The 19,696-nt window shown below is 37.9% G+C and carries 19 protein-coding genes and 3 tRNA genes; 4 read left to right on the top strand and 18 right to left on the bottom strand.

The window, feature by feature from the left end; all coding sequences use genetic code 11:
* Positions 1-45 precede the first annotated feature (45 nt).
* The gene (locus IGL90_RS05420) at positions 46-657 is read left to right on the top strand and encodes a TetR/AcrR family transcriptional regulator (RefSeq protein ID WP_002357803.1); all 612 of its coding nucleotides are present in this window, start codon (positions 46-48) and stop codon (positions 655-657) included.
* A 55-nt stretch (positions 658-712) separates the two neighbouring features.
* On the opposite strand, the gene IGL90_RS05415 is transcribed toward IGL90_RS05420, so the two are convergent.
* From IGL90_RS05415 to IGL90_RS05380, 8 genes are all read right to left on the bottom strand, one after another.
* Positions 713-892, bottom strand: coding sequence for a hypothetical protein (locus IGL90_RS05415; RefSeq protein ID WP_002357804.1), 180 nt, complete (start codon positions 890-892; stop codon positions 713-715).
* Positions 893-1,046: 154 nt separating this feature from the next.
* Positions 1,047-1,118, bottom strand: a tRNA-Gln gene (locus IGL90_RS05410).
* Between the two features lie 9 nt (positions 1,119-1,127).
* Positions 1,128-1,208 (bottom strand) — tRNA-Tyr (locus IGL90_RS05405).
* Positions 1,209-1,304: 96 nt separating this feature from the next.
* Positions 1,305-1,538 carry a DUF2969 domain-containing protein gene (locus IGL90_RS05400; RefSeq protein WP_002357806.1) on the bottom strand — a complete coding sequence of 78 codons (234 nt, stop codon included), beginning with the start codon at positions 1,536-1,538 and terminating at the stop codon, positions 1,305-1,307.
* A gap of 146 nt (positions 1,539-1,684) precedes the next feature.
* Positions 1,685-3,154, bottom strand: a complete 1,470-nt coding sequence (locus IGL90_RS05395; protein ID WP_002365565.1) for a flotillin family protein — start codon at positions 3,152-3,154, stop codon at positions 1,685-1,687.
* Positions 3,155-3,170: 16 nt separating this feature from the next.
* On the bottom strand, positions 3,171-3,704 hold the full coding sequence (locus tag IGL90_RS05390; RefSeq protein WP_002369505.1) for a hypothetical protein: 534 nt from the start codon (positions 3,702-3,704) through the stop codon (positions 3,171-3,173).
* Between the two features lie 182 nt (positions 3,705-3,886).
* A complete protein-coding gene (locus IGL90_RS05385) occupies positions 3,887-6,523 on the bottom strand; it encodes an FtsX-like permease family protein (protein ID WP_048736894.1) in 2,637 nt (878 codons plus the stop codon).
* 9 nt (positions 6,524-6,532) lie between these two features.
* The gene (locus IGL90_RS05380) at positions 6,533-7,234 is read right to left on the bottom strand and encodes an ABC transporter ATP-binding protein (RefSeq protein ID WP_002363831.1); all 702 of its coding nucleotides are present in this window, start codon (positions 7,232-7,234) and stop codon (positions 6,533-6,535) included.
* Positions 7,235-7,394: 160 nt separating this feature from the next.
* On the opposite strand from IGL90_RS05380, the gene IGL90_RS05375 reads away from it, so the two are divergent.
* Both IGL90_RS05375 and IGL90_RS05370 read left to right on the top strand, forming a co-directional pair.
* Complete coding sequence (locus tag IGL90_RS05375; RefSeq protein WP_002357812.1) at positions 7,395-8,054, top strand: DNA/RNA non-specific endonuclease; 660 nt, start codon at positions 7,395-7,397, stop codon at positions 8,052-8,054.
* 13 nt (positions 8,055-8,067) lie between these two features.
* Positions 8,068-8,454 carry a hypothetical protein gene (locus IGL90_RS05370; RefSeq protein WP_002360464.1) on the top strand — a complete coding sequence of 129 codons (387 nt, stop codon included), beginning with the start codon at positions 8,068-8,070 and terminating at the stop codon, positions 8,452-8,454.
* A 42-nt stretch (positions 8,455-8,496) separates the two neighbouring features.
* Here the strand turns inward: IGL90_RS05370 and nagA are convergent, their stop codons facing one another.
* Together nagA and IGL90_RS05360 are read right to left on the bottom strand one after the other, a co-directional pair.
* A complete protein-coding gene (gene nagA / locus IGL90_RS05365) occupies positions 8,497-9,645 on the bottom strand; it encodes an N-acetylglucosamine-6-phosphate deacetylase (RefSeq protein WP_048736896.1) in 1,149 nt (382 codons plus the stop codon).
* A gap of 100 nt (positions 9,646-9,745) precedes the next feature.
* Positions 9,746-10,573 (bottom strand): helix-turn-helix domain-containing protein, encoded by an 828-nt coding sequence (locus IGL90_RS05360; protein WP_002381942.1) that lies wholly within the window; start codon positions 10,571-10,573, stop codon positions 9,746-9,748.
* Between the two features lie 177 nt (positions 10,574-10,750).
* Between IGL90_RS05360 and IGL90_RS05355 the strand changes: the two genes are divergently transcribed.
* A complete protein-coding gene (locus IGL90_RS05355; protein WP_002357816.1) occupies positions 10,751-10,927 on the top strand; it encodes a hypothetical protein in 177 nt (58 codons plus the stop codon).
* A gap of 65 nt (positions 10,928-10,992) precedes the next feature.
* On the opposite strand, the gene IGL90_RS05350 is transcribed toward IGL90_RS05355, so the two are convergent.
* The 8 genes from IGL90_RS05350 to dnaK all read right to left on the bottom strand — a co-directional run bounded on the left by IGL90_RS05350 (position 10,993) and on the right by dnaK (position 19,650).
* Positions 10,993-12,210 (bottom strand): pyridoxal phosphate-dependent aminotransferase, encoded by a 1,218-nt coding sequence (locus IGL90_RS05350; RefSeq protein WP_002357817.1) that lies wholly within the window; start codon positions 12,208-12,210, stop codon positions 10,993-10,995.
* Between the two features lie 246 nt (positions 12,211-12,456).
* Positions 12,457-12,540 (bottom strand) — tRNA-Leu (locus IGL90_RS05345).
* Positions 12,541-12,608: 68 nt separating this feature from the next.
* Positions 12,609-13,070 (bottom strand): SprT family protein, encoded by a 462-nt coding sequence (locus tag IGL90_RS05340; RefSeq protein ID WP_002369510.1) that lies wholly within the window; start codon positions 13,068-13,070, stop codon positions 12,609-12,611.
* Positions 13,071-13,096: 26 nt separating this feature from the next.
* The gene (locus IGL90_RS05335; RefSeq protein ID WP_048737824.1) at positions 13,097-15,289 is read right to left on the bottom strand and encodes a Tex family protein; all 2,193 of its coding nucleotides are present in this window, start codon (positions 15,287-15,289) and stop codon (positions 13,097-13,099) included.
* Positions 15,290-15,386: 97 nt separating this feature from the next.
* Positions 15,387-16,121, bottom strand: a complete 735-nt coding sequence (locus IGL90_RS05330; protein ID WP_048737822.1) for a metallophosphoesterase family protein — start codon at positions 16,119-16,121, stop codon at positions 15,387-15,389.
* A gap of 238 nt (positions 16,122-16,359) precedes the next feature.
* Positions 16,360-17,529, bottom strand: coding sequence for a molecular chaperone DnaJ (dnaJ, locus tag IGL90_RS05325; protein ID WP_048737821.1), 1,170 nt, complete (start codon positions 17,527-17,529; stop codon positions 16,360-16,362).
* A 54-nt stretch (positions 17,530-17,583) separates the two neighbouring features.
* On the bottom strand, positions 17,584-17,706 hold the full coding sequence (locus IGL90_RS05320; protein ID WP_002357824.1) for a hypothetical protein: 123 nt from the start codon (positions 17,704-17,706) through the stop codon (positions 17,584-17,586).
* A 114-nt stretch (positions 17,707-17,820) separates the two neighbouring features.
* On the bottom strand, positions 17,821-19,650 hold the full coding sequence (dnaK, locus tag IGL90_RS05315; RefSeq protein WP_002357825.1) for a molecular chaperone DnaK: 1,830 nt from the start codon (positions 19,648-19,650) through the stop codon (positions 17,821-17,823).
* Positions 19,651-19,696 lie beyond the last annotated feature (46 nt).

The raw sequence follows: 19,696 nt of genomic DNA, 5'->3' as shown, positions 1-19,696 counted from the left end.
AAACAACAAAGTTTCCGCGAATGTTGACTATCTCGAAAGGAATTTATGATGGCAAAGAAAACAGACCTTAGAGTACAACGAACCAGAAAAATGATTATTGAAGCTTTTTTTAAACTTGTAGAAACGAAAGGCTACGAAGCGGTGACGATTCAGGATATTGCTGATGAAGCTATGATTAATCGTGCGACTTTTTATGCTCATTTTAAAGACAAACAGCATTTATATGATGCAATCTTCACCTTTACGCTTAGTGCTTTTACCGCTATTCTTGATTCGCAACAACTGGTTAATGGCAACCGTGTCCGCGTGAAGCACATTGAAGAACTTCTGACGCAACTCTACATCAACATTCAAGAGAACAAATCTTTCTTCTTAACTATCATGGACAATAATTTCAACGAACACTTTCGAAAACGCTTAGCTGAAATTATCGAAGAAAAATATGCGACGATTTTTTCGCAGTTGCGTATTACCGAAAATGATATTGATGTACCGATAGATTTTGTTATTGAATACATGACCTCTATCTTCATCGGTACCCTTCATTGGTGGATTACTAGCGAGACGGATATGACACCCAACCACTTAGCCCAATTAGTTATCAAATTAGTTGGTAATGGGCATTTAACTGTCTTAGGCATCGAATTAGAAAAATAAAAACACCGGAGCAGACAACATTATTGTCTACTCCGGTGTTTCTGTTAAAGACGAGTTAGTTTTTTGAACGCCATTTGATATTGTGGGCTGTATTTCTTGAAGAAGTGACTTTAACACCACTTTTGATGTTGCCTTTTTTACGAGGAATTAAGTCAACTTTGACATCATACTTACCATCGCGTGCTAAATCGTAAACATTTTCAACCATTTCTGTAATTTTTTCTTTAAAGTTCATTCTTATCAACTCCAGACTATTCTTTCTTAATACTTTAGCATATTCTTATATAAATGAAAACTTTTCTAGCCTGTACATGAGGAAAATCTTACCTCATTTTTGTTATATAATTATACAAAAAAAGAACATCTCTCTACCAGAAATGTTCTGAAAACTGGGGTAGCTGGATTCGAACCAACGCATGACGGAGTCAAAGTCCGTTGCCTTACCGCTTGGCTATACCCCAAAAAGAAAATGGAGGAAAGTGGATTCGAACCACTGAACCCTAAGGAACGGATTTACAGTCCGTCGCGTTTAGCCACTTCGCTATTCCTCCAAAAAGTCATTGTCGCTGTAACGACCTGACTTAGTTATAATACAATCTTTTCCAGAAAAAAGCAACCCTTTTTTTAAAAAAATTGTTATTTATTTTTTATTCACTTAAATTCCATTGACGAATAATTGTTTCAAAGGCTTCGTCCAGATTTTTTGCTGTACCTTCTTGCTTGCCATCAATTTCAATGATGAATTTTTTATCATTTTGCGGAATGACACGACCGATTTCTTTTTTACCAATAAATAATTTGTTCATTAAAACATTTGCTCCATTGTATTGGGCTTTTTCTTCTTCAACACGTACTTCAATATCTTTATTCTTTTTTGACATCTCTATCCCTCCAAGAACTCTATGTTATCAGAATCTTTGAAACAAAACAAGCACTCGCTATTTCTCTGTCAGATTGTTCGTTTATCGTTTCAATGCAGCATTAAGGAGTAACGAAATGCGATTCGCTACTCCTTAAAGGCTGATTTCTATTCTTTTTCTGAACCTTCTGCTGCATGATAGTTCACGCTATTTGAGGTACCTTTTTTAGAAAAGTTTTCAATTAGCTCTTTCACGTCGAGACCCGTTGTTTCTTTTAGTGTTTCTTGTGTACCAGCCAACAAGTTTGTTGCATAATTGGTAATACGGTTAGCGCCAGAATTTTCGCCACCTGCGCCTGTATCTACCACTGAAATCTTGTCGATGTTGCCCAATGGTTGTGCTGCTTCTTTCATTAATTGTGGTAACATTTCCATCACCATACTTAACACAGCTGCTTCACCATATTCTTTAAAGGCATCAGCAATCTTTTGTTTGGCTTCGGCTTCCGCTGCACCACGAGCTAAAATAGCTTCGGCTTGCGCTTGACCTGTTAAACGCGTTTTATTGGCTTCCGCTTCGGCTAATGCTTCAACTTTGAAGCGTTCTGCTTCGGCTTCTGCTACTTCGCGTGCTTTTTGAGCAAGAGCTTCTTGTTCGCGTGCGTAACGATCTGCATCGGCTTTTTTCTTCACTTCTGAGTCGTATTGTTTTTCACGACGCGTAATTTCTTTTTCTTCTAACTCAATTTGTTTTTGACGTTCAACGACTTTGACTTCCATTTCTTGTTCCACCACGTGTTGTTGTGCACGGGCGCTTTCCAAGTTATAGGCTTGGTCTGCTTTGGCTTTGGCAATGTCTTGTTCTTGTTTGTATAACGCTAATTTCAATTCTTTTTCTTTTGAAGCTTCTGCAATTTCTGTTTGACGTTGCAATTCCGCTTGTTGTGATTCTTTTTCTGCTTCCGCTTTTTTGATGCGGGTTTCTTTCAAGGCTTCTGCTTCAGCAATATCTGCATCACGTTTAACTTGAGCGATTCTTGGTTTCCCTAATGAATCCAAGTATCCATTTTTATCACGAACTTCTTTAATTGTGAACGACACAATAACTAAGCCCATTTTAGCTAAGTCAACACTGGCAACTTCTTGTACACTTTGGCTAAATTTATCACGGTTTTGGTAAATTTCTTCCACTGTCATTGAACCTAAAATCGAACGTAAATGTCCTTCTAATACTTCACGTGCTTCATTTTCTAATTCTTCTGTTGTTTTTCCTAAAAATTGTTCCGCTGCTGTCGCAATTTCTTCAACTGACGAACCAATTTTAATGATTGATGTCCCATCACACATCACAGGAACCCCTTGTTCTGTGTACACTTCTGGTGTAGAAACATCTAATTTACTTGAAAGCAAACTAATTCGATTTGAACGTTGGAACACTGGTAAGACAAACGCACCACCGCCACGAACGATTTTAATTTTGTTGCCACCTTCGTCTACATGAACATTTTTAGAGCCTAGATAGCTCCCGCTGATAATTAACGCTTCATCAGGTTTGGCTGTCTGATATTTAGAAACAAACACAATTAATAACATTAATAATACTAAAACTGCAATAATAATCGGTAACAAAATCCCCATTTTCTTCTCTCCTACTCTATATTTTTAGACTGCCTTCGTAAGGAATGACATAACAAACCCGTTCTTTCAATTCAATAATCAATACCTCACTACCTCTTGGCGCAGCCACTTCTTGTGGCACATAAAATGCTGCTGGTCGACTTAACGAACCTGTGACACTCTTCAATTGAATCTCGCCCATTCCTTGGACAGGAATTGGGGTAATCACAGTAGCAACACGACCCTCCATGTCTTTTTCCGAAATAGAAATTGTGGCCTCCGAATTTTTCAAAGGGACCAACACATAAAAATTTAGGAAGAAAACAATAATGGTTGAAAGAATACCACTGACAATTAAAATAAGCCAACTATTCACCGCTGTTAATTCTTCCCCAAGGTACCCAAACAGCGAGGTAAAAGCAATCCATGGAATAATCAGCATTGGGTCCACCGGTCCATCAAAATTAAAAACATCCCCAAAAATAATTAGTAAAAAAGCGAGGACCGCGCTCCCCACTAATGCATAAAAATAAACCGTTTCCAATGGTAGACCTTCTAACACTTTTCCCACACTCCTTTCTGTGCTATAACCTAGTAATAGTGTACCAATTTTTAAATAAAAAGAGTAGTAATTTCCAAATAAATCTCAAAAGATACATCTTAAGACCTATTTTTTCTTAATAAAAGAAGCAGCAATAAACGAGCAGTCCTAGAATTATCGAACTTCTACGGACTCCTCGTTTTTAAAATGTGCTATTCATTTGATTTTAACGCTTCAATCATATTGATTTTCTTCAATTTCCGATGCATAATGACCATCACAAACAACGTGAAACACATGGTGATGACTGCGGAATACAGATAACTTGGCCAATGAATAATTGGCGAAAACATAATTAAATCAACTTCAACGGTTGCTAAAATATACTGATGCAAAATTTTCCCAAAGAAGCAGCCAACAATAATACCAATGAACGTTAAAATAATGTTTTCACGGTAAACATAGGTGGTGACTTCACGATCGTAAAACCCTAAAACCTTAATCGTGGAAAGTTCTCGAATCCGTTCAGAAACATTAATGTTGGTTAAATTATATAACACAATTAACGCTAAAGAACCAGAAACAGCAATTAGTACCCAAATGACAATATCAAGGCTTTTCAGCATATCATCAAACGAACCTTTCATCGCAGTTAAAAACGTAACGTTCAACACTTTCGGCTGTTTTGTCAACGCCTCTCCGATTGAGGTTTCTTGTTTTGAGGATAACTTTTTGTCAAAAAGTAGGAATTCTGTATTATACTCCGGCTTCTGTTTCGTCATCGTCTGGTAGAGTTTCGGCGTCATATAGACAAAATGACCCGTGTAGTTCTCTGCAATCGCGGCAATTTTCACGTGATAGGTTTGATTATCACTATTTTCTAAATTTAATTGATCTCCGACTTTATAGCCAAATAATTTAGCTAATTTTTCATTAATGATTACACCGTCATCGTTGAGGGAATATTTTTCTCCAGTGACTCGATCATTAAATAATTGAAACTCAGCCATTTTCGAAGGATCTTGTGGCACATAAAGAGTAATATTTTGAGTTGGTGCGCCTTTGCCCTTCGTTTTAAAGATTTCTGAATATAACGGAATTGTTTTATTCAAACCATCCAGTTTGCGCAACGTTTCTTGATACTCTTTTGTCTCTTCAGCTGTTGTTTGCTCTTTAAAAGTCACGACTGCTTGGTAATGCCAGATTTTATTAAATTGAATTGTAGCGACATCCACAATTGAATCGCGTAAACCAAAACCAACAATTAACAGCCCCATACAACCAGCTATTCCGATAACGGTCATCAGCATCCGTCGTTTATAACGGAACAGATTTCTAGCGGTCACTTTTTGAATAAAGCTCATGCGTTGCCATAAAGGGCGGATTCGTTCTAATAAAATCCGTTGGCCTGCTTTCGGCGCTTTGGGTCTTAGCAAGGTAGCTGGGGTACTTAATAAATCGATTCTTAATGTCACTAAGGCCGCTCCCACAGTACAAGCTAAGGCTACAATGATGCCCCATAAACTGTAATTTAAGTACCACGGTGTAACTAAATCAGGAATATTGTACATTTGACCGTAGGCATCAAAAATTATTTTAGGGAATAGATAATAGCCAACTGCCAATCCTAATAATGCACCTGTTAGGCTAGCAACCGTTGCATAGGTAATAAAAATCGAAGCAATTTCACGATTACGATAACCTAAAGCTTTCAAACTACCAATTTCCATTCTTTTTTCTTCCACCATACGTGTCATGGTAGTTAAGCTGACTAATGCCGCAATTAGGAAAAAGAACAACGGGAACAGCGTGGCTAAAGAAGAAATCCGATCAGCGTTATCTTGATATTCAGAAAATCCTGGATTGTCTTCCCTGGTAAAATAATAATACGTTGGGGCTTTCAAATTGGCTAGCTCTGTTTCTTTTTCAGCCAACAGTTGTTCCTGTTTAGCCAATTCGTCTTTTTGCTTTTCAAGCATCTCAGCTGGAATTCCTGGCTGTTGCTCCAATTGCGCAAGCGCTTGTTTTCCCGTTTCCAGCGCTTGCCGACCTTGATTAATGTCCGGCTGAGCCGAATCACGCAGAGCCGCAATCTGTTCTTCTGGCCGATTTTTCAGTGCCTCTTTTACCTGATTTAAGGCCTGCTCTCTTTTCTTTTCATAATCAGAGGAATACGTATTTTGATGTTTTAATGAACGAAATGAGATTAGCAATTCTGGATACCGTTGACTGTCAAAGGCTTTTTCCGAGACCACGCCAAAAAAGTTTAACGTTCCAGACCCGACCGTTGTGGTTCCCCTGGATGTATTATCAATATATTCTGGTGAATTGATAAATCCAACAACAGTAAAATGAGTTTGTTTCAGCCCTTTTTCTTTAATCGCTGCATCGTTTAAAGTGATTTTATCACCCATTTTATAGTCATATCTAGTTTTCGCTAATGTATCTAATGCAATTTCATTTGTTTGTTTAGGTAACCGACCGTCAACTACTTGATAGTTAACCGATCCTGCTTGATTTTTTCGATAGCCAAACAATTTTACTGCATTATTTTGCGGCCCAATCGTGGCATCTATTGTATACCGCGGCACAACTGTTTCGACATCTTTTAAAGACTGTAGTGTTGTTAAATCTTTCTTTTCCAGTCCCATTGTAGAAATTATTCGCGCATCTGGAAGCTGCTCTTTCTGGTAATAATTATTCGCGGTTTTAATCATATCTGGTCCAGTAGCTTTCAAACCAACAAAGACCATTACACCAAGGAAAATAATCCCCATAATCGATAAAAATCGTGTAGTAGATTGTCTAATTTCACGTAAGCTTGTTTTAATTAGCGCTGTTTTCTTCATTTTAGGCACCTACCATTCAATTTCAGCAACCAATTTAGGCTGATCATTCACAGTCATTTCGCGAACTTTCGCATCATTAATTCGAATTACCCGATCGGCCATTTCTGCAATGGCTGAATTGTGGGTAATAATTAAGACGGTCGTTCCAGTTTCACGAGCAGTATTTTGCAAAATAGTTAAAATTTGTTTCCCTGTTTCATAATCCAGTGCTCCTGTCGGTTCATCACATAAAAGTAACTTGGGCTTTTTAGCAATCGCACGGGCGATGGTTACTCGTTGTTGTTCACCACCAGAAAGTTGCGCTGGAAAATTATCTAAACGTTCCCCTAAACCCACCGATTGTAAAACATTGGTCGAATCCAACGCATCCGCAACGATTTGCGAAGCCAATTCGACATTTTCTTTTGCCGTTAAATTTGGGACTAAATTGTAAAATTGGAAAACAAACCCGACATCATTGCGTCGATAAGTGGTTAATTGTTTCTCTGAAAACTGAGCGATATCTGTGCCATCAATAATAATTTCCCCTTCATCACAGCTGTCCATTCCACCAAGAATATTTAAAACAGTTGATTTTCCAGCACCGCTGGGGCCTAAAATAACCGCTACTTCTCCTTTTTCCACTTCAAAAGAAATGCCGTCATTCGCAGTAATAGTTGTCTCTCCCATTTGGTAACGCTTGTATTCATTTTTGACTTCAATATAGGCCATCCACTATCCCTTCCCTTCTACATTAAAATAGTAACATATCTGAGAAAACAAGTCTTTCAAAGAAAAGCCTTTTTTGATTTTTTAGCAAATTTACGTATAATAGAAAAGATGGTCCACTTAAATTTGGACTATTGCAAGTATAAAATTAGAGGAGCACGTTATGGCAAACAGAAAGAAGAAACCACCATTTAATTCAACCATCATGCTGATTGGCGCATTAATCATTTTAATTTTAGGCGCGGTTGGCGTTAAAGTTCCTGATGCTTTACAAGATTTATTTAATGTTCAACCACAAACAACCACCCCTTCAAGCACACCAGCACCAAAAGGAGATAATCCCGGACCAATTGAAAATGGTAAAGCCACATTTTCAGCAGAGGAATTAAAGGATAACTCAAACGGCTGGATTACTTATCATTCTCTAGATCGTCTAAAACGAGCGACAGGCGCTGATGCGCTATTAAAACCCGCAATGGTCAATACAGGAACTTCCGCTAATAAAGATATTCGACCAGCTGGTTTCATTTCAGGAAAAGCTAATCATTCGCGTGGCCACCTAATCGGCCGTCAAATGGGAGGCAGTGGTGATGATCCACGTAACTTAACCACCTTGTATCAGAATCCTGTCAACACTCCTTATATGACGAAATATGAAAATCAGATTCGGGCAGCTCTTGATCGCGGCGAAACCGTTCGTTATCGCGTGACACCTGTATATAACGGAAACGATTTGTTGGCTGAAAAAATCATCTTAGAAGCCAAAAGCCTTAAAACAAATTCACCCATTGATTTTTCAGTAACTATTTTAAACAAACAATAAGGAGGAACTTTCATTGGATTTTGAACAGCTAAAAGAAACATTACCCGATGCAAAACCACAAACATTTTTGCAAGCAATCCTCTCTCAACCTCAAGAAGAGGATGCTGAATTAACTTTCAGTGAAGAAATTGATGAACAGTTTGTCGAAAATTGTAAATTTTTAGCCTCTCCAGAAACCATTTCTGAAACAGATGTGGAACATTGGCGCAAACAAGAATTTTTAGTTGTCGCCCAAAGTTTAGATGGCGATTATCTAGCAGGTACTCTAGAGCAAACCTTTGTGATTCCTAGCTCCCTTTACAAAGAGGATATTGAGCAATTTGACAAGCAATTAATCGATTTTTTTATTGCCTACGAGAACAAAGAAATCACTTCTGCGATTTTACCAAAAGAATTATAAAAAAAGCTTGCGGATAAATTTCCGCAAGCTTTTTCTTGTGTCTTATGCTCGATAACGTTCAACGCCATCTAAATAAGTGGCTGCTAATTCCATGGTTGGTTCTAATACGATAAAGTCAGCATCGCGACCATTTGCAATCATGCCGCATTGATCATCAATTTTACAGCTGATCGCAGGAACTAATGAAGCCATCATAATTGCTTGTGCTGGTGTTGCAATACCCCAATCAACTACATTTTTAATTGCTTCTTTTAGTTTTAAAATACTACCTGCTAAGTTCCCAGTATCCAAACGAGCCGTTCCTTCTGCTACCACAACAGGAAATTCACCTAAATTGTAGTTGCCATCTGGCATACCGCCAGCCATCATGCAGTCTGTAATTAACGCAACGTGATCATGGCCCGCTTTTTCCATCAATACTTCAGCCGCTTGCGGATGTACATGGTGTCCATCACAAATTAATTCAGAGAAAACGTGTTGTAACGTTAATAATGCACCAACCATTCCTGGTTCACGGTGATTTAAGCCGCGCATCCCATTATATGCATGAACAAAAACGCTAGCGCCTGCTTCAATTGCCACATCAGCTTCTTCTAAGGTCGCATTACTATGGCCTAAAGCAACAACAACACCTTCATCTGTAACGGTTTCAACAAATTCTTTCACACCATTACGTTCTGGTGCCAACGCAATTTTCTTAATAATTCCGCCTGAAGCTTCTTGCCATTCGTGGAATGTATCAAGGTCTGGATCTCCAAAATAACTTGGATTTTGTGCGCCTTTATGTTCCTCAGTAAAGAAAGGTCCTTCAAAGTAAATCCCTTGAATTTTTGCACCAGGTACTTCTTGGTAGACTTGACCAATCGTACGTGCAACATCTGTTAAACGTTCTTTACTTGAAGTTAACGTTGTTGGTAAAAATGAAGTTACACCACAAGATAATAAGCCTTCAGACATCACTTTAATGCCTTCTGCATCGTTATCCATTACGTCATGATTCATGTAACCATGAATATGAGTATCCACTAAACCTGGGGCAATCCATTTGCCTTCCTCACGAATAATTTTTACGTCCCCTTGCGGTTCATCTTTTGTATAATTACCAAAGATACCATCCGTGATTTCTAAATAACCAGGTCCTTTAACATCGCTTTTTAAAAAGAACTTGTCTGCAAAGATAAATGTTTTCATCTTCATCCTTCTTTCTTTATTTTACTTACTTCAAAAGTACTCTTAATCAGTACAAAAGTCAAGAAATGGTGTAGACCTTTTAAGCAATTCTGAGGATTTTTTAAAGATTGCCACTTTCCACATTTTTCATTTGTTGTGCTAAGTTCAGATAACGTTCTGCTTCTTCATGTTTATTCTTTCTCATTAAAACTAAATATTTTAGATTTAATAATTCACTTAAATAATAATAACTATTTTTTTTGCGGGCCCAAGTAATTCCTTGATCCACATAAATTTCGGCATCTTTTTCTGTATAATTTTTAAATAAGAAATCAGCATAATTAAAAAATATTTTCGTTAACTCTGCATTACTGCGTTCATTTGGCAATTGATTAAAATAATGAATACTCAAACTTAAAAATCGTTCTGCTTCTACTCGATTGCCCATGTAACCATAAGTGGCACCTAGACAACTAATTAATTGAATCTCTAAATCAGAAACATTTAACTTATCGGCTTTATAGGTGAAAGATAATCCTTTACGCAAACTAGCAATAGCTTTTTCGTAATCATTTAGAACAAACAATTCACAACTACCTAAATAATAATAATATTTTTGCCAGTCCGTATCTAAATACAATTGTTCTTCAATACGATTTTCCTTTAAATAATTTAATAATAATTGATATTTTTTATGGCGAAAATATTCAGCCATTTTTTCAAATGAATACGTAACAACGTGCACATCACCAGATTTATAACGCATAATCTGGTCAACCGTCACACCTAAACGATCACAAAGTTGTTGCATTACGAGGACATTCGGCAACTCTTCATTGTTTTCAATGCGGCTTAAAACACTTTGCGAACAGATGTCTTCTGATAACATTTTCTGTGTCAATTTTCTATTTTTTCTAATTTCTTTAATAACTGCACCTAAAGAATTCATCACAATAGCTCCTATTTATATCGGCCATTTTCCTTGCAAAATGGGGATTTTGTCAAAATATGCGAATTCGCATTATGCTTTTATTGTACTTTATTGCATAATATACTGCAAGAACATTATCTAAGGTTTTCTTAGAAAATAAATAGGTTCATTTTTATTAAAAAGGAGTGTTATTGTATGGCCGAAGAGAAAAAGGTTCACTTCATTTGGGAAAAAACAAATTATTCAGGCTTTGTGGAGAAGGAGTATGAAAATTCTTATCTCATCGTAGTAGCAAATCCTAGTCCTGATATGGAAGAAAAATATACCAACCGAATGATTATTAGTAAAAAAGCATGTGAAACCGCAGAATAGTATTGTTGATAAAACAAGAACTACCAAAAAATAGCTTCGTTAGAGGCTATTTTTTGGTAGTTCTTTTATTTTTGTTTGTAGGTACTTAAAAATTCACGCATTTTATCTGCTGTAGTTTTTAAGTCTTCCATTTTCGGTAAATAAACAATACGGAAGTGATCTGGTTGTTGCCAGTTGAACCCACCACCATGGACTAATAAAATATGATGTTTGTGTAAGAAATCTAAAACAAATTTTTCATCATCATAAATGTCAAATTTGGCCGTATCAATTTTCGGGAAAATATAGAAAGCTGCTTTAGGCTTCACGGCTGATAAACCAGGAATATCATTTATCGCATTGTAAATAAATTCTCGTTGTTCGTAAATTCTGCCACCTGGTAAAAGTAAATCATCGACACTTTGATAGCCGCCTAATGCGGTTTGAATGATTTGTTGTGACAACACATTCGAGCATAACCGCATGGAAGCAAGCATATTTAGCCCTTCGATATACCCTTTTACTCGTGATTTATCTCCACTTAACACCATCCAACCGCATCGGAAGCCTGCCACTCGATGTGATTTTGACAAACCATTCAATGTTACGACAAATAAATCAGGAGCTAATGTAGCAATCGGTACATGAACCAAACCGTCCATGACCAAGCGATCATAAATTTCATCGGAGTAAATAATTAAATCATTTTGACGTGCCACTTCGACAATTTCTAGTAATAACTCTTTCGGATATAAAGCACCAGTCGGATTATTGGGATTGATAATAACGATTGCTTTTGTATTCGAAGTTATTTTTGATTTTATATCATCAATGTCTGGATACCATTCTGCTTGCTCATCACAAATATAATGAACGGGTGTACCGCCCGCCAAAGAAACAGAAGCAGTCCATAAAGGATAGTCTGGCATTGGCACAAGTACTTCATCGCCGTTATTTAACAAGCCTTGCATACACATGGTAATTAGTTCACTCACGCCATTACCAGTGTAAATATCATTAATCGTTACATTAGGAAATTTTTTTAATTGGCAATATTGTTCAATCGCTTTTCTTGCAGAAAAAATACCTTTTGAATCGGAATAACCTTCTGAATCGCGAACATTTACAATCATGTCGCGCACAATTTCATTTGGGGCATCAAAACCAAATGGCGCTGGATTCCCTGTATTTAATTTCAAAATACGTATGCCCTCTTCTTGCATGCGTTCTGCTTCTTCTAAAACAGGACCACGGACATCGTAACTTACGTTATTTAATTTATCAGATTTTTTAAAATTTCTCACACGGACTCCCTCGCTTCACAAATTTATACTCTAAAGTTACGCCAACTATAATGAAAAAGCAATAATAAATATCAGAATTTAATAAAAAATTGATGGTTTTTCCGTAATAAACAAGAGCGTGGGACAAAAATCACTTTGGATTTTCGCTCCACGCTCAAAAACTGATAAACGGCGGGAACAGAAGCAACTCCTTCTTATTTCTCGGAGTTAAACACTTCTGTCCCGACCTCTTGTTATACTAGTTGATGCAGATGATGGGACTCGAACCCACACGGACATCTGTCCACATGACCCTCAATCATGCTTGTCTGCCAATTCCAACACATCTGCATTTTAAGAGCACTTATTTATCCTAAAATAATTACTGGTCTTTGTCAAGATAACAAAGACCAGAATTGTTAGATTTGTTCTTTTTTCGCTTGCCAGGACAAACGCCCATGACATTTTCCGCAGACATATCGTGTCGTATCAATTCGTCGTTTTCTGAGGATGACTTCTCCACAAGACTGACATTGGTACTGATGGAAAACTGCTTTTTTCCGTTCTACTAGAGGCGGTGCATAACGGGCACCGCCAATCTTAGCCAATAACTCTTTAAAGTCCTTATCTTTATGCTGATAGCCTTTGCCAGCTAAATGTAAATGATAGTGACATAACTCATGCTTAATGACTTTTTCCAGTTCCTCTTGTCCATACTTTAAAAAGACAGTTGGATTAAAATCCAGGTGATGCGAAGCTAAATGATAGCGACCGCCCGTAGTTTTTAACCGCCGATTAAATGTAGCTTGATGCAGAAAAGGTTTCTGAAAAAATACGATTGAAATTTTTTCCACTAGCGTTTGAAGCGCTTGATCTGTCATCAAGACTGGTTGAGACTCTTTCATTGTTACTCTTTTCTATCAGCATGAGGCAACATGGTTAAACTAATACGCCCCTTTTTCAAGTCAACATCTTCTACCCAAACTGTGACTACATCACCCACCGCAACAACATCCGTTGGGTGCTTAACAAATTTAGGACTTAACTTAGAAATGTGGACTAAGCCATCTTGCTTCACACCAATATCGACAAACGCGCCAAAGTCAATTACGTTTCGAACAGTCCCTTGCATTTCCATTCCTGGTTTCAAATCTTCCATTGTCAACACGTCTTTACGTAAAAGTGGCGCGGACATCTCATCGCGCATATCACGACCTGGTTGGATTAAACTAGCAATAATATCTGTGAGTGTTTCTGAACCTACTTCTAACTCAGTAGCTAATTGATTCACTGGTAACTGTTTCAATTTTTCGATAGCTTCTGCTGTCCCTAATTCTTTAGAAGCAATCTCTGCTTTTTCTAAAATTGCTTGTGCTACTGGATAACTTTCTGGGTGAATGCCAGTGTTATCTAACACATTTTTGCCATTAGGAATTCGTAAAAAGCCAATTGCTTGTTCAAATGCTTTTGGTCCTAAACGAGGTACTTTTTTTACTTGATTTCGTGCTGTGAAGACACCATTTTCATCACGATAAGTGACTAAGTTTTGCGCCGTTGTTTTATTTAAGCCAGAAATATGTTGTAAAAGTTGAGCACTCGCTGTATTCACATCAACACCAACTTGGTTTACCGCAGTTTCTACAACAAAATCCAATTGCTCGGCAAGACGTTTTTGCGATACGTCATGCTGATATTGACCGACCCCGACTGCTTTGGGATCAATTTTTACTAATTCTGCCAACGGATCTTGTAAACGACGTGCAATGCTGACCGCACTTCGTTCTTCGACTTGTAAATCAGGAAACTCTTTACGAGCCACTTCACTCGCAGAGTAAACGGAAGCCCCTGCTTCATTAACAATCACGTAAAAGACGTCCCGTTTCACCGCTTTTAATTGCTCTGCCACAAACAATTCAGATTCACGACTTGCCGTTCCGTTTCCAATAGCTACCATGTCCACTTGATAGTCTTCAATGATCTTTTTAAAGGCTGGACCAGCGGCTTCACGTTTCGCAGCAGTCGCTGGTTTATGTGGATAAATCACTTGAATTGCTAAAACTTTACCAGTTTCATCGACAACTGCTAATTTACAGCCTGTCCGATAAGCCGGGTCAAATCCTAGAACAACTTTTCCTTTAAGTGGTGACTGTAATAATAAATTACGTAAATTTTCACCGAAAATTGCAATCGCTTGTTCATCAGCTTTTTCTGTTAATTCATTGCGGATCTCCCGTTCAATCGCTGGTCCAATAAATCGTTTATAGCTATCTAAATAAGCAGCCTCAATGTATGGAGCAGCAAAACTTGTTGCTTGTTTGCCGATTAGTTGACGTTGGAAATAATCATTAATTTTTGTTTCATCAGCGACAAGGGAAACCTTTAAAATGTCTTCTTTTTCACCACGATTCGTTGCTAAGACACGGTGCGGCACCATTTTGCTAACTGGTTCTGCAAAATCGTAATACATTTCATAGGTCCGCTTTTCGTCTTTTTCTTCGTCCTTAACTACGCTAACGTATTGCGCATGTTTAACCATATAATCACGTAACCATGTTCGGTATTTTGGTTCATCGCTAATACGTTCTGCTAAAATTTCATGAGCACCTTGCAAGGCTATCTCGGCGGTTGCAACTTCTTTTTCTTCATTAATAAAAGTAGCCGCTTTAGCTAAGATATCCGCGTTTTCAGGTAAAGAGAGCAACCAATCTGCTAATGGTTCCAACCCTTTTTCTTTCGCGATAGTCGCTTTGGTCCGACGTTTTTGTTTATATGGTCGATATAAATCTTCCACTTGTTGCATTTTTACTGCTTTTTGAATATCTGTTTTGAGTTCTTTTGTTAGTTTTCCTTGCTCTTCAATTAAACGGAGAACTTCTTCTTTCCGCTTTTTCAAGTTTTGTAAATAATGATAACGTTCTTCTATTTCACGGATTTGGACTTCATCTAAACTTCCAGTCATTTCTTTCCGGTAACGGGCAATAAAAGGAACTGTATTTCCTTCATTTAATAAAGTTAAAACCGTTGTTATTTGTTTTGAACGATACGTTGTCAATTCTTTTTGAAGTAGCGCTACTACTTCTTCGTTATAAGCTTCTGCCATTAACTAGATACCTCTTTTCTTATGCATACTTATCTATTTTAGCATATTTTTGCTTCTAAATATAGAAGTGAGGTAACTGATTCGTGCGATTAAGGAATCAAAATTCTGGTTGCCACGCAGGGGTGCGTTTTTGATATTCGATATCTTGGACAATGCCTTTTTCATTAAAAATCACACCATGTACAGAGCCGCCAAAAATAGCACCACCATCTATCCCAATTTTTCCATCACTTTGCCAAAGGTCCGTGGTCTGCATATCACCATGTAACATCGGAGTAATGGTATGACCAAAAACAATGGTCTTGCCTGTATTATTTTTCCCTTGATGAAAGGGTTCGCGAATCCACAAAAAATCCTTAGGTGCTGTTTGCCGCCAATCTTCCATCGTTAAATCAACCCCAGCATGCACAAATAAGTAATGCTGCCATTCAAAATAAAGCGGTCGTTTTGTTAAAAAATCAATTAACTCTGGATAGCGACTACGGATCATTAAGGCCATTTCTGTTGGTGAGTATTCTGCAGTAGCTCCTGGATGCAAGAGGCTTTCAATTGTTTCCTTGCCACCATTGCGAACATATCCTGTAAACCAGTCCTCTGGATTTTGAAGAAACTGCAAAAAATATTCTTCATGATTGCCTCGTAAATAAACAGCGTCGTGTTGCTCGACAAGTTCTTTTCCTTTGAGAAAACAGGCTTTAGAATGCGGACCACGGTCGTTTAAATCACCAATTAAAACTAGCTGATGCTCGACTGGGTCATAGTCTGTGAGTAAGGCATCAAACAAATCTGCTTGTCCATGAATATCACTGATTACATAAACATATGGTTTCATAAATAAGCCCTCCTAACTTGCTTATATTAAGTATACGCTAAATTTTAAAATATTCTCGTAAAATGTTTGGAAATAAAAAACGAAAATAGGACATAAGTCAAAACGACTTATGTCCCACTCTCTAAATCTTAAAATAATCAGTTGAACAAAAGCAGCACCTACAATTACTCGTTGCAATTTAGCCTTCGAGAGTGATGAACACTTGGAGCTAACTGCTTTTGTCTCTGACTCGTTTGGTTTATTTTTTCTTCTTACCGCCAAACGCATCTTTCATTTTATCAAAGAAGCCTTCTTCTTGTTGTTCAGTTACATTTTGTCCGCCAGCTTTTGCAAAAGCTCGTAGGGCATCCTTTTGTTCTTCATTAAGATTTTTTGGTGTTATTAATTTCACTTTCACGTGTTGATCACCATTGCCCCCACCACGTAAACGTGGCGCACCTTTGCCTCTTAAGCGGAAGTTTGTGCCAGTTTGTGTTCCAGCCGGAATTTTTAATTTAACGTCACCATGAACAGTTGGTACAGTTACTTCGTCCCCTAGAGCCGCTTGGACAAAACTTACTGGTAAATCATAGTAGATTTCTGCGCCATCTCGATCGAAAATATCACTATCTTCAACACGAAAGACTACATATAAATCACCATATGGTCCACCATTGGTACCCGCTTCTCCTTGGTTAGCTAAGCGCATTTGTTGGCCGTCTTCTACTCCAGCAGGCACATTTACTTTGACAGTATGTGCTTTTTTCTCATGACCTGTGCCATGACAAGTTGGACATGGTTCTTTGATTTCTTTCCCTGTGCCATGACACACATCACAAGTTTGACGACTCATCATACGACCTAATGGCGTTTGACGTTCAACATTGATTGTTCCAGAGCCATGACATTTATGACAAGTTTCTGGGTGTGTGCCTGGTTTGGCGCCATTACCGCCACAGGTTGCACAAGTATCTTCTCGATTGTACTTAATCTCTTTTTCGACACCGAAAATAGCTTCTTCAAATTTCAATTGAATTGTATATTGTAAATCGGCGCCTTGTCTTGGTGCATTTGGATCAACAGAACGGCCACCACCGCCGCCAAAGAATGAATCGAAAATATCTTCGAATCCACCAAAACCACTACTGCTAAATCCGCCGCCACCGAAACCGCCAAAGCCACCAGTGCCGCCACCGTAATTAGGATCAGTTCCTGCATGGCCATATTGGTCATAGGCCGCTTTTTTCTGTGGATCACTTAATACTTCATACGCTTCAGAAACTTCTTTAAATTTTTCTTCCGCATCGGCTTCTTTGTTAATATCTGGATGGTACTTTTTGGAAAGTTTGCGGTATGCTTTTTTAATTTCATCATCTGAAGCACCTTTTGCTAATCCTAGCACTTCATAATAATCTCGTTTCGTCGCCATTGACTTCCCTCCAACTTTCTTCAAACTTTACAATGTGTTTAGAACCAGCCAAATTCATCGATTGCTTTCGGTCTCTCTGGTTGGATTATCTGTCACACCTTGAATCAGTGTTACTAGCTGTGAATAGGTATTTTCAGCTTGTTTAACATCGTTGTAATCATACCACAGTTCTTTCAAAACCTAAATAGTTTCTTGCTAACTTGATTGTGGTTGATTTTCTCACAAAAGACAAGGGACTGGGACATTAGTCATTGTACTAATGATCCAGTCCCTAAAATCAATTGTTATTGATTATTTGTCATCACCATTTACTTCTTCAAAATCAGCATCAACAACATCATCAGCGCCACCTTGGGCAGCTTCAGGATTTTCTTGTGCTTGTTGTTGCGCAGCTTGTTCGTAAAGTTTTACTGTTAAGTTTTGGACGATTTCATTCAATGAATCACGTTTTGCTTTCATTTGTTCGATATCGTTTGCTTCGATGGCTGCTTTTAATTCATCACGCGCATCTTCTGCTTTTTTCACTTCTTCAGCGTCTACTTTGCCTTCTAATTCTTTCAATGTTTTATCAACAGTGAATAATAAAGCATCTGCATCGTTACGTAAGTCAACTTCTTCTTTACGTTGTTTATCTGCTTCAGCGTTTGCTTCAGCATCTTTCACCATACGTTCGATTTCATCATCAGATAAACCTGAAGAAGATTTAATCGTGATTGTTTGTTCTTTTTGAGTGCCTAAGTCTTTCGCACGAACATTTACAATCCCGTTTTTATCAATGTCAAAGCTTACTTCAATTTGTGGCACACCACGAGGAGCCGCAGGAATATCTGTTAATTGGAAACGACCTAATGTTTTATTATCAGCGGCCATTGGACGTTCACCTTGTAAAACGTGAATATCAACAGCTGGTTGATTGTCAGCAGCAGTTGAGAAGACTTGTGATTTACTTGTTGGAATCGTAGTGTTACGATCAATTAATTTTGTAAATACGCCACCCATTGTTTCAATCCCTAATGACAACGGTGTTACGTCTAATAAGACAACGTCTTTAACATCACCAGTGATTACGCCACCTTGGATGGCAGCACCCATTGCTACTACTTCGTCAGGGTTAACTGATTTGTTTGGTTCTTTGTTTGTTTCTTTGCGAACAGCTTCAACTACAGCTGGAATACGTGTTGAACCACCAACTAGGATAACTTCGTCGATTTCAGAAGGATTTAAACCAGCATCTTTCAAGGCTTGACGTACTGGTACTTTTGTACGTTCAACTAAATCACTTGTTAATTCATCAAATTTTGCACGAGTTAAGTTCATTTCTAAGTGCAATGGTCCTGCTTCGCCAGCAGTAATAAATGGCAAGCTGATTTGTGTGCTTGTTACACCTGATAAGTCTTTTTTCGCTTTTTCAGCAGCATCTTTCAAACGTTGTAATGCCATTTTATCGTTAGCTAAGTCAATGCCATTTTCTTTTTTGAATTCTGCAACCATGTAGTCAATGATCTTATTATCAAAGTCATCCCCACCTAGGTTGTTATCACCGGCTGTTGATAATACATCGAAAACGCCATCGCCTAATTCAAGGATTGACACGTCGAATGTACCACCACCAAGGTCAAAGACAAGAATTTTTTCATCTTTGTCTGTTTTATCTAAACCATAAGCTAAAGCTGCTGCTGTTGGTTCGTTAACGATCCGTTCTACTTCTAAACCAGCAATTTTACCAGCATCTTTTGTTGCTTGACGTTGCGCATCGTTGAAATATGCAGGAACTGTAATAACTGCTTTTTCAACTTTTTCACCTAAATAGTCTTCAGCAAAACCTTTTAAATATTGTAAGATCATTGCAGAAACTTCTTGTGGTGTATATGATTTTCCTTCAACATCAACTTTGTAGCCAGCTTCACCCATGTGACGTTTAATAGATGAAATCGTGTTAGGATTTGTAACAGCTTGACGTTTTGCTACTTCGCCCACTTGAATTTCACCGTTTTTGAATGAAACGACCGAAGGAGTTGTGCGGTTACCTTCTGGGTTTGCAATAATTTTTGCTTCGCCGCCTTCTAGTACTGCGACAGCTGAGTTTGTTGTTCCTAAGTCAATACCAATAATTTTACTCATAGTGAATATCTCCAATCTGTATTAGTTTTCTATAATAATATATTTT

The organism is Enterococcus sp. DIV1307a (assembly GCF_050537425.1).
In the GTDB taxonomy this organism is placed as follows: domain Bacteria; phylum Bacillota; class Bacilli; order Lactobacillales; family Enterococcaceae; genus Enterococcus; species Enterococcus faecalis.
The sequence above is the reverse complement of the archived record's forward strand: the minus strand, read 5'-3'. Positions and strand labels throughout refer to the sequence as shown.